The following is a 14339-nucleotide window of genomic DNA, read 5'->3' on the forward strand; positions in this document are numbered from 1 at the left end:
GGGAATCAGCCCTGAAGGATCGAAGAAACGAGTAGCTGGGTGTACGGCGCCTGCGGATCATCGAGAACACGGTCGGTGAGGCCCGATTCGATGACGGCGCCGTCTTTCATCACCAACGTGCGGTGCGAGATGAGCCGGGCAACGGCCAGATCGTGGGTAACGATGACCACCGCAAGACCAAGTTCAGCGACGAGTGAGCGGATGAGGTCAAGGAGGCGCGCCTGCACGGATACGTCCAGGCCGCTCGTCGGCTCGTCCATAAAGACCAGGCGTGGGCCGAAGACGAGGTTGCGCGCGATCTGTACACGCTGGCGCATTCCACCCGAGAAGGTCGCAGGAGTATCGTCCATACGATCCGACGGGATTTCTACGCGGCTCAGCCACGTTTCGGCTTCGCTGCGAATCTCGCCGTAGTTGCGCCATCCATTCGCCATGAGCGGTTCCCCGACGTTGCCACCAGCACTAACATGCATCCGTAGCCCATCGGCAGCGTTCTGGTGCACGAATCCCCACTCGGTGCGCCACAGCCGGCGGATTTCCCGTTCGCTCAAGGTCGCCAGGTCGAGCAGCGTGAATTCGTTGCCGTCCTCGCGAGTCGTGAGGTAGCTGATGGCTCCCTCATCCAGAGTGAGCCGCTGCGACAGCATGCCAAGCAGGGTGGACTTGCCGGAGCCTGACTCGCCCACAACAGCCAACACCTCACCGGGCCACAGCTCAAAATTTACGTCGCGGCAGCCGAAGCGGTCTCCGTAGCGGTGTCCTGCGCCGGTCACACTCAGCAGCGGGGTTTCGTTGTTCATGCGCTTATCTCCGTCGTTTGGCGGCTCTCGCCTGCGGTGGCGGTGCGTTCACAATAGTCAGTGTCCGAGCAGACGAACATCACACCGCCCTGGTCATCGATGAAGACCTCGTCAAGATAGACGCCGGAGGACCCGCAGATCTCGCACGGCCGGTCAAAGCGTTGAGGTTCGAACGGGAAGTCCTCAAAGCCAAGGCTTTCCACGTCGGTGTAGGGTGGAATCGCGTAGATGCGTTTCTCCCGGCCGGCACCGAAGAGCTGCAGTGCGGCGCTTTGGTGCATCTTGGGGTTGTCGAAGCTGGGAATGGGCGACGGCGCCATCACGTACCGGCCGTTCACCAGCACCGGGTAGTCATAGGTCTTGGCGATGCGCCCATACTTGGCGATGTCCTCGTAGAGCTTGACGTACATCAGGCCGTACTCCTCCAGCGCGTGCAGACGGCGCGTTTCCGTTTCGCGCGGTTCCAAAAACCGCAGTGGCTCGGGGATCGGCACCTGGTACACCATGATCTGGTGCTCCCGCAGCGGCGTCTCCGGAATCCGGTGCCGGGTCTGAATGATCGTGGCCTGCTCCGTAACCGTGGTGCTGGCGGCGCCAGCAACCTTTTCGAAGAAGTGCCGGATCGAGACCGCATTGGTCGTGTCATCGGCACCCTGATCAATCACTTTCAGGGTGTCAGCGGGACCAATGACCGCGGCTGTGACTTGCACTCCCCCGGTCCCCCAGCCTCGTGGCATCGGCACTTCACGTGATGCGAACGGTACCTGAAAGCCGGGAATGGCGACTCCCTTGAGCAAGGCGCGGCGGACGACTCGCTTGGTTTGCTCGTCGAGATAACCTTCGTTGTAAACGATGCGCGGGGCACTCATGCGTTCTCTCCGTTCTGGTCTTGGGCGGCGGAGGTGCGTGTGCCAGCGGCATGGCGTGCCTCAAACTCGCGGCGCAGGCTGCGGATCAGCCCAAGCTCCGCTTGGAAATCAACGTAGTGCGGCAGCTTGAGGTGCTCCACAAAACCCGTTGCTTGGACGTTGTCCGAGTGCGCGATCACAAATTCCTCGTCCTGCGCTGGCGAGACGATGCGCTCGCCGAACTCCTCGCTCCGCAGCGAACGATCAACGAGCGACATCGACATCGCCTTGCGCTCGCCTCGGCCGAAGACCAGACCATAACCGCGGGTGAACTGTGGTGCCTGCTCGGAATTGCCGACGAATTGGTTGACCATCTGGCACTCGGTCATTTCGATCCACCCGATCGGCACGGCGTGGCCGATTTCCGGGGCGTCAAACTCGATTTCGACCTCACCGACACGGACTTCGCCAACAAACGGATGGTTGTTGCCGAAGCCGCGCTGTGTGGAATAGCCCAGCGAGAGCAGGAAGCCTTCGTCTCCGCGGCTGAGGGCCTGCAGACGCTCGGCCCGGCTCATGGGGAAGGTGGTGGGTTCACGGGTGAGGTCCCCCGGATCTGGATCGTTCCAGCCTTCGGCGGGTTTGTCAGCCTCAATGAGAGCGTCGGCGCCCAGCAGATCAGTCACCCGCGGCATCGCCGCAATGGGAGGAAGTTCCTCATGAGGCACCTCGGGGGTGCCCAACTCGTCGGAGAGCAGGCGGTGCGTGTAATCGAACGTTGCACCGAGTTGCTGGCCGCCGGGGATGTCCTTGAACGTCGCAGAAACGCGTCGTTCCGACGGCAGGCCCGCGGTGTCCACGGCAACCGTGAGACCAAACCGCGGCAGCGTGGTGCGGTAGGACCGTAGCAGTGTGACTGCCTCGAGCACATCGCCCTGCGCCTGAAGCAGAGCCTTGGCGGCTAGATCGGGGTCATAGAGCGATCCTTCGGCCATAACGCGTGAAACCAGCACGCCCATTTGGTCACGCATCTGTGTGTAGTCGATGCGTGGCACATCGACCTCACCACGCCCACGCTTGGCGAGCAACGCGTGGGCGTTGGCAATCGCCTTCTCGCCTGCCTTGACGGCAACATACATTAGGCGTTCCTCTGCTCGTGGCTTGGCTGATCCGTGTCAATCAGCATTGTGGTGCGGGGCAGTCCCAGCACCGTGGTTTCGGCTGGGAGGATGATGTCCACGCCGCAAGGAAACAGCGCCCTGTTCTCGCGCCACTGCGGAAGGAAATCGCTGGGCAGGCCCGCACCGTCCCAGGCAAGGGTTCCGGCGATGCCGGGGCCGCTTGCTATCAGAGCACCGGTACTGCGGGATCCTTGAGCGTCAATGATGAGCGTTGCGGAGCGATGCGGTTCCTCATCGGTGCCCCGCATCAATTCGCCAAGTGCTGGTGCCGCACTGGGCGAGGACGCAATAACAAACAGCGCCTCTGAGGCATTCTCAACGATGCGTGCACCGGTATGAAAGGTGATCCAGCCGCTCACCGCAGGAGAGTCGCGCAGCGTAGGGTCGAGCCAGATCGGCGTCAGCTCATCGCACAAGGCCAAAATAATCACGCCGGTGCTCGCGCCCAGTGGTTTTGGAGGGTTGAGGGTCGCCTCGAGAGGATGCCGAGTGCCCGGGCGGGCGAGTGCTTCCAAGACTGCACGGAAGATGTGTTGAGCATCGTGGACCGGGTTCGCGAACCCGGGTGTGTGATTCTGGCTTGTCAATGTTCTCATTCGTTTTCCCTAGCAACTGTGAAAAAGTCGACCACCGTGCTGCGCGCGTCTGCTTGGGCGCTGGCGTCCCGCTCTTTTTGACCGTCCTCAAGCGGCTCGATCACCTCGGCGAGAACCCGGGCGCGTTGCTCCGGGGCAAGCAGCAGCGCATCAAAGATGGCGGCGAGCCCGGCATGGTCGGGGTGGCTGCCCAACACATACGACGTGCCAATTACGTCCTCGATCCCGGTTCCGCTCAGCAACACGGTGGCCCGCGTTACCGTTGCCTCACCAAGATTGAAGCGATCGCCGGTGCCACCGATCCGGCCCTGCACCATGACGAGTCCGGCTTCCGGTGCCCGCAGATACGTGACCTCCGGCTGTTCCGCCCAGTTGGACCACAGCTTGTGAAGATCGGCATGAGTGGCTCCCGAGAGTACTCGCGCGGCCCGTCGTCGTTCGTCCGGTGCGAGCCCGTAGGCGGCGCTCTCTTGTGCAGTCACAATGCGATGTCCTTCATGGCTGACCCTTCTCGAAGTTATCTATTCATCTAGACAACTTCAATTTTATGCACGTAGAATCTTGGGACGTGGCCTTTCTGGGGAACAGGAAGGAAAGCACTAGATGAACTTTCGGTAAACCGAAGAGAAGGACAGCACTGTGAGCGAATTTGAGCTAGGCGCGCGATCAAACAGCGGATACTCAGCGTGGCGCCTGATCACCGAGGAGTTGCGGGGCGAAATCGCCGAAAACCGGCTGCGTGCCGGGGACAACCTGCCTACGGAGAACATGCTGGCCGAGCGGTACGGCGTCAATCGACACACCGCCCGACAAGCCATCGCAGCCCTGATTGAGGACGGCCTCGTCGAATCCCGGCGCGGCAGTGGGACGTTCGTGACCAGCGAACCTGCACGCTTGCACCAGATCGGATTGCGCACTCGGCTGAGCCGAAGCCTCGGCGATGAAGGCAGCGCAGCCACGAGCAGCCAGGTACTGAGCAGCACCGTCGAGGAGGCACCGGAAGAGATTGTGCGTCGACTCGGACTCCCGCACCGAAACGCGATCCGCGTCGAAACCGCCCGCTCGACGGGCCAGCTACCCATCGCGGTGGGCACGCACTGGTTCGACGTCGAGCGGCTTCCGAACATCGCGACCGAACTTCGACGCACCGGATCGGTCACGGCCGCGCTGCTTGCCTGCGGTATAGCTGACTACGTGCGAAGCTCCACCGTTGTTGGTGCCCGGCACGCAACCACAGCAGAGGCAGAACTTTTGTCTTTACGGCCCGGCGCAATAGTACTTGTCACCGAGGCGCTGGACAGCCTGCCCGACGGCACTCCCCTGCAGCACCTCGTCACCCGCTTCGCAGCCCAACACGTGCGCCTGGACATCGAGCACCCTCACGCAGACTAAATCAGCCGCTCAAACACTCAGCTGCAGAGCTGGCACAAATGCTCCCAGTGTCCGCTCGGCCAGCCCGAAGGACAACGTCATGCCTACACCCGAAGTGACCGAGACGACAGTGACGCCGGGTTCCACCTCACGCACCAGATAGGGCCCGACGGCGGAGGACGCGTACACGCCTTGCCACCGTTGGGTGATGGTCAGTTCGCGGGCTAAGAGGTCCACCTGTTCTTGAATGAGGACCCTGCTGACGTCCTCCTCCAGGAACGGAGCCACCGCGAGCGAGTAGGCGTGGGAGTCCCCCACAATCACTGTCCCGTCCGGCCGTTGCGTGCACATCACATTGGCGACGATGTCCAGAAGTTCGGGGCTGCTGGCCAGCACCTCATCGCGGAGTCGGGCCGCGGACGGCATATCGGTGAAGGCCGGGTAGCGGAGCATGGAGGTCGCGGTCAGCACGGCCGGGGCAAGATCCAGACCCGCTGGAGCCGCGGCGAGTGCCATCTGCAACGAGCAGCGTTCAATCTGATGCTCGGCAGCGAGCTCGGGCCACAGGTAGTCAATGTCGTGCCCCACACAAACAACGCTCTGGCGTGCACGCAGGATCCCGCGGGAGGTGCGGATGGTGACGGCACCGCCGTCGTTCTTGGCTTCAAAACCAAGCGCAGCAGTGTTCCAGCGGACACTTCCACGTTCGTGCTCAGCAACCCATGCGGCGAGCTTTGCGACGGTGGTGCGGGGATCCACCCGAAGATCATCTCTGAGCCAGGCACCCCCATGGATACCGTCGGCATCCGGCCGGCCGATTCGGGTGGCGGTCTCCGCCGCGTCCAGCAGCACCACCTGCCCTGGTTCACGTGTGGCCGAAAGTTCTTCCATCACAGCTAGCTCCGTCGCGGTGCGTGCAACGACCACGGCTCCGGACTCGGCGAGCCAGAAACCGGCGCGGGAGGCCATCGTGAGCCAATGGCGCCGTGACACCTGAGCCATCTCGTACAGCTCACCCGATTGGGCGGTAATGCAGGCGTGTCCAAAGTTGCGCACGGAGGCACCAACGGCCTCGTGGTCGCGGTCAATAACAATGACACGCAACCCCGAATTCAGTGCCAGGGCGGCGTGGGCCAGCCCAACAATTCCGGCGCCAACCACTACGAGGTCAGCGTCGAAAGAGGTAACAGGTGTGGGAGTTTCGGGGAGCGTCTGGGGCAAATCATATTCATGCATGCTTTCAATCTCAGGGGGTTGGCCCCGTCGAAATCAAGCCAGCACCGCCCCGTCGCAAGGAGTTTGGCCAAGGTTTTCCTTGGCTCCACAATGTTCACGGTTTGTTTCCTCCCGTTGGTCTAGGAACCACTCCCCTCCGGCGCTTAATTGAAGTACAACAACTCCACACCCCGGATACCGCGCCGTCAGGGCCCGGTACCTCTCGATTAAATGAGGACCTTATGACCTTCGCACTTGTCGCCTGTGACATGGCTGGCACCACCATTGACGAGCACGGATCCGTCTACCGGGCCCTTGCCGACGCTGTCCAGGAGGTCGCCGGCACACGCCCCAGCGATGCCCAAGTGCAGGAATGGATGGGCGCTGACAAGGTGGAGGCCATCACGGGACTCATGATCGCTGTGGGCGCAGAGCCTGCGCTGGAACTCGTTGAGCGCGGCTTCAACCACTTCAAATCCCTCTTGGGCAGCTACTACGCCGAACTCCCTCCCATCGCTTTGCCGGGCGTCGAGGAAGCCCTCGCTACCCTTCGCGGGCGAGGTGTGAAAATTGCCCTCACTACAGGGTTCTCCCGCGACGTCGCCGAGCCGTTGTTGGCGAGCCTCGGTTGGGTTGTTGCCTCTGCGGATGAAACGGTCGACGCCGGAGAAGCTCGCCTGGTGCTCGACGCCGTGGTCTGCTCAGACGAGGTAGCCTCGGGCCGCCCGGCACCGTTCATGATCCACCGGGCCATGGAACGCACCGGCGTGCAGGATGTCAGGACGGTCCTCGCCGCTGGCGACACCGTCAACGATCTGCTCGCCGCAACGCAAGCCGGCGTAACTGCCGTCGGAGTTCTGACCGGCAAGCTGGGGCGGGCGGAGCTTTCGGCTCACCCTCACGACCACATTCTTGACGGTGTAAAAGACCTTCCGGCACTGTTCAGCTAACGGAATTCGGCAACTCAACAGGGCCTCAAAGCCTCTTTCGGCAAAACTTGGGACTGCCCCGGCTTTGCTTGACTCCTGACTTGTGAGGATACGTTCCTTGCAGCAAGGATATTGATATGCCTAAGCCTTTTCCCGCCGAGTTCCGCCGCGATGTTGTTTCCGTGGCTCGCAAGCATGAAGCACCGATCGCTCAGATCGCTAGGGATTTCGGGATCTCCGAGGCCACTCTGCATAACTGGCTCAAGAAAGCCGATATCGAGGACGGCACCCGCCCGGGTGTAAGCGCTGTTGAGGCGGCCGAGCTGCGGGATGTGAAGAAACGCATCCGGCTGCTGGAGCAGGAGAATGAGATCCTGCGTCGGGCCGCAGCGTTCTTCGCCCGGGAGCTGCCCCCAAAATGACGTTCCCGCTGGTCCTTGATCTTGCCGCGGACGGAGTCCCCGTCGCGGTGGCCTGCCGGGTGCTCGGCTTCTCCAAGCAAGCCTTCTACGCATGGAAGGCGGCTCCGGTGACGGACCGGGATTGGGCTGATGCGCATCTGATCAACGCCGCGCTAGATGTCCATCGCGACGACCCGGCGTTCGGGTACCGGTTCATTGCTGACGAGTTGAAGGACCAGGGACTGGCTGCGGGTGAGAACCGGGTCCAGCGCCTGTGCAGCAGCCAGCGAATCTGGTCCGTGTTCGCCAAGAAACGCGGCCTGACGCGCAAAGCGGGCCCGCCCGTCCATGACGACCTGGTCAAGCGGGACTTCACCGCAACGGCACCCAACCGGCTGTGGTTGACGGACATCACCGAGCACCGCACCGATGAGGGCAAGCTGTACCTGTGCGCAATCAAGGACGTGCATTCGAATCGAATTGTCGGCTACTCGATTGATTCACGCATGAAGGCGTCTCTGGCCGTTGCAGCTCTGCGCAACGCGGTGTCGCTAAGGTCGCCACAGGGGGCGGTGGTGCATTCGGATCGTGGCTCTCAATTTCGTTCCAACGCCTTCGTCCGGACCCTGAAGAGCAACGGGCTGACTGGGTCGATGGGGCGGGTGGGTGCGTGTGCTGACAATGCCGCCATGGAGTCATTTTTTGCGCTGCTGCAGAAGAACGTTCTGGACCGGCAGCGCTGGTCCACGCGGCAGGAACTGCGGCTGGCAATCGTGACCTGGATCGAGAAAACCTACCACCGGAAACGCCGACAACGACGACTTGGCCGGCTAACACCGATCGAGTTTGAGACAATGAATACCGGCCTCGAAGCCGCCTAGAAACACTAAACCCCGAGAGTCAATGAAACCCGGGGCAGTCCCTTAAAGTCCCCGGCACTCATGGTGCCGGGGCTTTTTTGTTGGCACTTTCAGTATTCAATTTTTGTTAACCTTTTCGCTCCCTGATTTGGCACGAGACGTCTTTGAACGGCACACATACTTGGTTGTATCCCCGTTCGTACCTTGGAAGGCACCACCATGTTTCTTGCCCATATGAACCGCGCCGCTAAGGGCTCGGCCATCGCGCTTGCCGCAATTCTTGCCCTCAGCGCATGTGGCTCCGCAGCCGATGTAACCGCCGCCGCCGACGGCGGCACGTTCGCCAAGGACTCCAGCACCCTTGTCATCGGGATGGTCCCCGACGAGAGCTCCGCAACCACCACCTGGCAGCCCATTGCCGACTACGTTGCGAAGGTCACGGGCAAGAAGGTTGAGGTCAAGGAATCCTCCAACTACGCAGCACTCATCGAGGCCAGCGTTGCCGGCCAGGTCGATGTGGTGTCCTTCTCGGCCTTCACCTACCTCCAGGCCAAGGCCCATGGCGCAACGTTCACACCCGTGGGCGCCACGGTTGATGCCAGCACGCATGAGCCTGGTTACTACTCCGAGGCCATCGTTCCGGCTTCCTCCGATATCAAGGACATCGCCGGGTACAAGGGCAAGAAGGTTTGCTTCGTCAACGAGAACTCGACCTCCGGGTACTTGTTCCCGCAGTACTTGCTCACCAAGGCTGGCCTTTCACAGGACGATTACACGTCCGTTTTTGCCGGTAAGCATGACGTCTCTGCTCAGAAGACCGCCAAGGGCACCGAGTGTGAGGCTGGCTTCGCTCAGGAAACCACCGTCACCACCACCGGCCCGGCCGCCGGCCTGTTCAAGACCGAAGACCTCAAAGTAATCGAGAAAGTCTTCGTCCCCGGTCCTCCGTTCTCAATCTCCGACACACTCCCGGCCGACATGAAGGCCCTGCTGAAAGAGAAGATGTCCACGGTGAGCATCGCTGACCTCAAGGGTGCGGGCATTACCACCACACCGACATTCGAGAAGTTCTTCGCTGAAGGCTACAAGCCTGTGGATGACGCGTACTACAACACCTTGCGCGACCTCTGCAAGACCCTTCCCGACGTCAAAACCTGCGAAGGCGTATAACTCATGTCTAAGGCTCCCGCGGTCGAAATCGACGGGCTTGTCAAGCAGTATGGCGGAACCCGCGCCCTTGACGGCGTGAGCCTCAAGGTCGAGGAGGGCGAAGTCGTCGTCCTCCTCGGCCTGTCAGGATCCGGCAAATCAACGCTACTGCGCCATATTAATCAACTAGATTTCCCTACCCAAGGCAGCGTCAATGTCCTGGGTGAGGATGTCACCACGATCCGCGGCAAGGCCCTCCGCAGCCTGCGTTCGCGCATCGGCGTCGTGTTTCAACAATTCGAGCTCGTCGGCTCGCTTTCGGTGCTCGAGAATGTCCTTACGGGTTCCCTTGCACGCCTCCAAGGGCCGCGTCTGGGCACCTGGATGTACCCTAAAGAATTCCGCTCCATGGCACTGAGTCACCTTGAGCGCGTTGGCCTCGCCGGCCGCGAGCACCAGCGGGCAGACACCCTCTCGGGTGGGCAACAGCAGCGCGTCGCGATCGCTCGGGCATTGATGCAGTCGCCGGAGATCCTCCTCGCAGACGAACCCGTCGCGTCTCTGGATCCTGAGTCCTCACAGCAGGTCATGAACCTTATCCGTGAGATCGGCAGGGAGCGAGGCTTGACAGTCATCTGCAGCCTGCACCAGGTGGAACTTGCTATGTCATGGGGCGATCGCCTCGTGGGCCTGCGCGCAGGAAAAGTGGTCCTTGATACCCCCACGACAGGCATCGATAAGGATTCCGTCATGCGGATCTACAGTGCCGTCGCGCCCGAAATGTCAGAAGCGTTGGCGCCCTTACCCTTGGTCGAAGTATCTTCGCGGGTCCGGCAGGCAGTCTCGTGACAGTTCTGGCCACCCGCCCGCAGCAAAACAACACCTCAAGGAGCGGATCGGGCAAGCGCCGGGCGGCCTCATGGACTGTCACCGGCATCCTCGGCGCCTTCGGTGCCGCAGCGATTTTTGCCTTCATATCCCTTGATTTTTCTGGTGTTGGCTTTCAAAAGAGCCTCCTCTCCGCACAACGTTTCTTCGCACGCATGCTTCCCCTGGACTTTTCTGAACCCGGAAAACTGCTGTGGCTGACGATTCTTACCTTGGCGATCGTGATCTGCGGAACCGTCCTTGCGGCCATCATCTCGCTGCCCGTCGCCTACTTGGCGGCCCGCAACACCAGCCCGCATCCAAGTCTGCAGTGGGTGGCCCGCGCGCTGACTGTGCTGGCGCGTGCTTTCCCTGAACTCATCCTGATTATTATTCTGGCCACCGTGTTCAGTCTCGGCTCGCTGCCGGGTATTTTGGCCATCGGGTTGCACTCGGTTGGAATGATCGGGAAGCTTTTCGCCGATGCTATCGAACAGATCGATGAGGGACCGCGCATGGCGATCCGGGCCGCGGGCGGAACCAAGATGCAGCAGTTCGTTTCAGGCATCCTCCCGCAGGTGACACCCAGCTGGGTCGCCACTATTCTGCACCGCAATGACATCAACCTCAGAGCGTCAGCCATCTTGGGCTATGTTGGCATGCCGGGGCTTGGCTACGAGCTCTCCGGAAGCATTCAACGCCTCGATTACCAGCGGGCCATAGCAGTTGCTTTGATCATGTTCTTGCTCTGCGTTGCCATGGAGCTCATTTCCGGAGGCATCCGCAAGATGATCCTGCGCAGCGGACACACGGCAGCGTCTGTTCCGACGAGGTGGGAACGCTCCCGTGGCGCCTTTATGGGCTGGACTGCGTTTGTCGTCATTGCCATCTCGGTCGCCGTAGCCCAGCCTGCCTGGGGTGACTTCCTCACCATCTGGGCTGTCCTGCCGGAACGTATTGCTAGTTTCTTCCCACTCTCTACGGGCGAATACACCTGGGCTCAGTCTCTTTCCATGCTGTGGGACACCATCGCGATTGCACTTGCTGGCACGCTCATCGGCGTCGCTCTTTCCAGTGTCATCGGTTCTCTGGCTGCGCGAAACGTTGCCGTCAGTGATGGCGCCCGCACGGGTGCCCGGTTCACGCTGCTGTTTGTGCGCGGTATCCCGGAACTGATCCTTGCCATTGTATTGATCCTGGTAACCGGCCTCGGCGGCAGCGCTGCGGCACTCGCCCTCGGTATTGGCACAGTCGGCTTGCTTGGAAAGCTTCTGGCTGACTCGATCGAGGAGGTCGATCCGGGACCCGAGCGCGCACTCAAGGCAGTTGGCGCTTCACGGCCGCAGGTGTACTTCTCCTCCACCCTGCCCCAGGCCTCGCCGGCGTTTATCGGCCATATCTTTTACGCTATGGACACCAATATTCGCGCAGCCACTGTCCTTGCGGTGGTGGGTGCCGGCGGTGTGGGCCAAGCGATGTTCAATGCGGCCCAGCTGAGCCAGTACAACGTCGTCATAACCTTCACACTGATGGTCATCACGGTCGTGCTCATCATCGAAGGAATCGCCATGTTCCTTCGCAAGCTGCTCACCTACTAGCAGCTTGTCCTGACGCACCGGACATCACCCTCGCCACGATTGAAAGGCTTTCCGCATGGATAAGCACGCACTTCCACTGACTGTCTCCGCCCAGATATGGACCGGAGGTCAGGACTTCGAGTCACTGGATATCCCAACCCCGGAGCTGGCCCCCGGCGAAGCCTTGGCCACCATCGCTCTGGCGACGGTGTGCGGTTCAGATATCCATACGGTGTCTGGCCGGCGGAGCGGTCCCTTCCCTGGAATATTAGGGCACGAGGCTGTTGGTTCCATCGTGGACATTGGCGAGGGCGGTGTGCGTGACTTCCTCGGCCGGGAACTCGCAGCTGGGGACCGGGTGGTCTGGAGCGTCACCGTTGCCTGCGGTACATGTGATCGCTGCATCGCGGGCATGAGCGCGAAATGCCGGAGTCTGCTCAAAACGGGTCACGAACCGTTGGACGGCACCTGGGGTATGTCCGGTGGGTACGCCTCGCACATCCACCTCCCCCGCGGCATCACCTTGGTGTCGGTTCCGGACACGATCTCCGACAGGACCGCGGCCCCGTCAGCCTGCGCCACGGCCACAGTCATGGCCGTCCTCGAAGCAGCCGGCCCTCTTGCGGGGCGGCGGGTCTTGGTCAGCGGAGCAGGAATGCTGGGGATCGTCGCCTGCGCCGTGGCACGGTCCCGAGGTGCGGCGTCGGTGGAGGTCCGCGATCTCAACCCCGAACGGCTGGAGCTGGCCCGCGAGTTCGGCGCGACGCTTACCACCGCGGCCGGCGAAGAGACCGGCGGCGCCACCTTCGACGTGGCCGTGGAACTGTCCGGAGCGCAACCAGCAGTCATTGCAGCACTCGCGGCCCTGGATATTGGCGGCCGGTTAGTGCTTGCGGGGTCGGTGTCCCCCGGTCCCGCCGTCGCGATAGTTCCCGAACGGATGGTCAGGTCTTTGCAGACCATCACCGGGGTCCACAACTATGAACCCGCACATCTGCAGCAAGCCATGGACTTCCTCGAGGAGAGCCAGGACAGCTATGACTGGGAATCGCTCGTCGAGGAAGCGCAGCCGATGACGAACCTAGCCACCATGATGACCCCGCCCCTTGGCCGTCACCTCAGGAAATCGGTGACATCAGCAGTAGTCTTGGCTAATGCCTAGAAGTGGTGAGCCATCAACCTGAACCTTGTGCCGCACGGGCTCCGCGTCTGCTGAATCTCTCATGAATTGACCAGAAATAGCCCCGGCAAGGGGCTATTTTGGCTTGTTTCTGCATGAAGCAACTGCAGTGCCCACCATAGAACGGTTAGTAGGAGCGTTCCATGCCCAGGACCTTGGTGCCGATAAAGCTCTTGATCAAGTTGTTGTTCACCGGCGCCACCTGGAACATGCGGGTCTCGCGGAACTTGCGCTCGACGTCGTACTCGTCAACAAAGCCATAACCGCCATGGGTGTCGAGGCAGGCGTTAGCAGCTGCCCAGCTTGCCTCCGAGGATAGGTGCTTGGCCATATTTGCCTCGGCACCGCACGGCTCACCGGCGTCGAAAAGGCGGGCGGCCTCATAACGCATCATGTCCGCGGCCCGGACCTTCATGTAGGCATCAGTAATAGGGAATTGCACTCCTTGGTTGACGCTAATCTTCCGTCCGAACACTTCACGGCTATTGGCATAATCAACCGCGCGTGAAGTGAACCAATAGCCGTCCCCGATCGCCTCGGCTGAAAGGAGGATCCTTTCAGCATTCCAGCCATCGATAACATATCTGAAGCCCTTGCCCACCTGGCCAATCACCGATGCAGCGGGGACACGCATGCCACGGTAGAAGATCTGGTTTGTGGCGTAGTTAAACATGGTGCGAACTTTCACAACCTCAAGCGTCTCCGCCTGCTCCGCCCTAACTTTGCGAAGATCCACGAGGAAAAGCGTCAGTCCGTGTGTCTTATCTGATCCCTGTCCCTCAAGCTTCTCCGATGTCCGGGCTAACACCAGCAGCAGATCCGATTCGTCGATACGACTCGTCCAGCTCTTGTGCCCAGAAATTATGAAGTCATCGCCATCACGCACGGCTGTGGTCTCTATGCTGGTCGTGTCAGAGCCGGCCTTGTCCTCGGTGATGGAGAAGGCTTGCAAGCGTAAGGAGCCTGAGGCAATCTGCGGCAGGTACTCCTGCTTCTGTTCGGAGCTCCCATGCCGAAGCAAAGCGCCCATGGTGTACATCTGAGCGTGGCAGGCTGCCGAATGACCTCCCGACTTATTGATCTCCTCCATAATGACGCTAGCCTCGGTCAACCCAAGGCCTAGCCCGCCATACTCTGCCGGAATCAACGCTCCGAGGAGACCGGCCTCCGTAAGGGTGTCGACGAATTCCTGTGGGTATCGGCGATTGAGATCCGTCTCGCGCCAGTACTCGTCCGGGAAGCCGGCGCAGAGCTCACGTGTCTGCTCACGCAGCTGTACTAATTCACTCGTCGTGTTAGCCATCGATGCTCCTACAGATCAGTACAGGTGACCACCTGTCACCCTATGAATGTAGAGACTACAGA

General features: G+C 61.1%; 14 protein-coding genes. 7 read left to right on the forward strand and 7 right to left on the reverse strand.

What is annotated here, in order from left to right:
- Window positions 1-5 precede the first annotated feature (5 nt).
- From phnK to phnG, 5 genes are read right to left on the reverse strand one after another with little or no spacing between them, the layout of a single operon-like run.
- Window positions 6-800, reverse strand: coding sequence for a phosphonate C-P lyase system protein PhnK (phnK, locus tag AS189_RS18300; RefSeq protein WP_062292222.1), 795 nt, complete (start codon window positions 798-800; stop codon window positions 6-8).
- The gene (locus AS189_RS18305; protein ID WP_062292225.1) at window positions 797-1669 is read right to left on the reverse strand and encodes an alpha-D-ribose 1-methylphosphonate 5-phosphate C-P-lyase PhnJ; all 873 of its coding nucleotides are present in this window, start codon (window positions 1667-1669) and stop codon (window positions 797-799) included. The genes phnK and AS189_RS18305 overlap by 4 nt, the downstream gene beginning before the upstream one ends.
- The gene (locus AS189_RS18310; protein ID WP_062292227.1) at window positions 1666-2787 is read right to left on the reverse strand and encodes a carbon-phosphorus lyase complex subunit PhnI; all 1122 of its coding nucleotides are present in this window, start codon (window positions 2785-2787) and stop codon (window positions 1666-1668) included. The genes AS189_RS18305 and AS189_RS18310 overlap by 4 nt, the downstream gene beginning before the upstream one ends.
- On the reverse strand, window positions 2787-3425 hold the full coding sequence (gene phnH / locus AS189_RS18315; protein WP_062292230.1) for a phosphonate C-P lyase system protein PhnH: 639 nt from the start codon (window positions 3423-3425) through the stop codon (window positions 2787-2789). Before phnH ends, AS189_RS18310 begins: the two co-directional genes overlap by 1 nt.
- Window positions 3422-3907, reverse strand: a complete 486-nt coding sequence (phnG, locus tag AS189_RS18320; protein ID WP_202814109.1) for a phosphonate C-P lyase system protein PhnG — start codon at window positions 3905-3907, stop codon at window positions 3422-3424. Before phnG ends, phnH begins: the two co-directional genes overlap by 4 nt.
- A 157-nt stretch (window positions 3908-4064) precedes the next feature.
- Between phnG and phnF the strand changes: the two genes are divergently transcribed.
- Window positions 4065-4817: a phosphonate metabolism transcriptional regulator PhnF gene (phnF, locus tag AS189_RS18325; protein WP_062292236.1), complete on the forward strand. Its 753-nt coding sequence runs from the start codon at window positions 4065-4067 to the stop codon at window positions 4815-4817.
- 9 nt (window positions 4818-4826) lie between these two features.
- Here the strand turns inward: phnF and AS189_RS18330 are convergent, their stop codons facing one another.
- A complete protein-coding gene (locus tag AS189_RS18330; RefSeq protein ID WP_082634433.1) occupies window positions 4827-6032 on the reverse strand; it encodes a TIGR03364 family FAD-dependent oxidoreductase in 1206 nt (401 codons plus the stop codon).
- Window positions 6033-6253: 221 nt separating this feature from the next.
- Between AS189_RS18330 and AS189_RS18335 the strand changes: the two genes are divergently transcribed.
- The 6 genes from AS189_RS18335 to AS189_RS18365 all read left to right on the forward strand — a co-directional run bounded on the left by AS189_RS18335 (window position 6254) and on the right by AS189_RS18365 (window position 12956).
- On the forward strand, window positions 6254-6961 hold the full coding sequence (locus AS189_RS18335) for a phosphonatase-like hydrolase (protein WP_062292247.1): 708 nt from the start codon (window positions 6254-6256) through the stop codon (window positions 6959-6961).
- A 116-nt stretch (window positions 6962-7077) separates the two neighbouring features.
- A protein-coding gene (locus AS189_RS18345) for an IS3 family transposase (protein WP_129587218.1) occupies window positions 7078-8222 on the forward strand; the annotation gives its coding sequence in 2 pieces (ribosomal slippage) (window positions 7078-7351 and window positions 7351-8222; 1146 coding nt in all).
- 198 nt (window positions 8223-8420) lie between these two features.
- The gene (gene phnD / locus AS189_RS18350) at window positions 8421-9371 is read left to right on the forward strand and encodes a phosphate/phosphite/phosphonate ABC transporter substrate-binding protein (protein ID WP_062292250.1); all 951 of its coding nucleotides are present in this window, start codon (window positions 8421-8423) and stop codon (window positions 9369-9371) included.
- Between the two features lie 3 nt (window positions 9372-9374).
- Window positions 9375-10199, forward strand: coding sequence for a phosphonate ABC transporter ATP-binding protein (gene phnC, locus AS189_RS18355; protein WP_062292253.1), 825 nt, complete (start codon window positions 9375-9377; stop codon window positions 10197-10199).
- Complete coding sequence (phnE, locus tag AS189_RS18360) at window positions 10196-11815, forward strand: phosphonate ABC transporter, permease protein PhnE (protein ID WP_062292256.1); 1620 nt, start codon at window positions 10196-10198, stop codon at window positions 11813-11815. The genes phnC and phnE overlap by 4 nt, the downstream gene beginning before the upstream one ends.
- Before the next feature lie 55 nt (window positions 11816-11870).
- Window positions 11871-12956: a zinc-binding dehydrogenase gene (locus AS189_RS18365; RefSeq protein ID WP_062292258.1), complete on the forward strand. Its 1086-nt coding sequence runs from the start codon at window positions 11871-11873 to the stop codon at window positions 12954-12956.
- Between the two features lie 145 nt (window positions 12957-13101).
- On the opposite strand, the gene AS189_RS18370 is transcribed toward AS189_RS18365, so the two are convergent.
- Window positions 13102-14277: an acyl-CoA dehydrogenase family protein gene (locus AS189_RS18370; protein ID WP_062292261.1), complete on the reverse strand. Its 1176-nt coding sequence runs from the start codon at window positions 14275-14277 to the stop codon at window positions 13102-13104.
- Window positions 14278-14339 lie beyond the last annotated feature (62 nt).

It is taken from the genome of Arthrobacter alpinus (assembly GCF_001445575.1).
Lineage (GTDB): Bacteria > Actinomycetota > Actinomycetes > Actinomycetales > Micrococcaceae > Specibacter > Specibacter alpinus_C.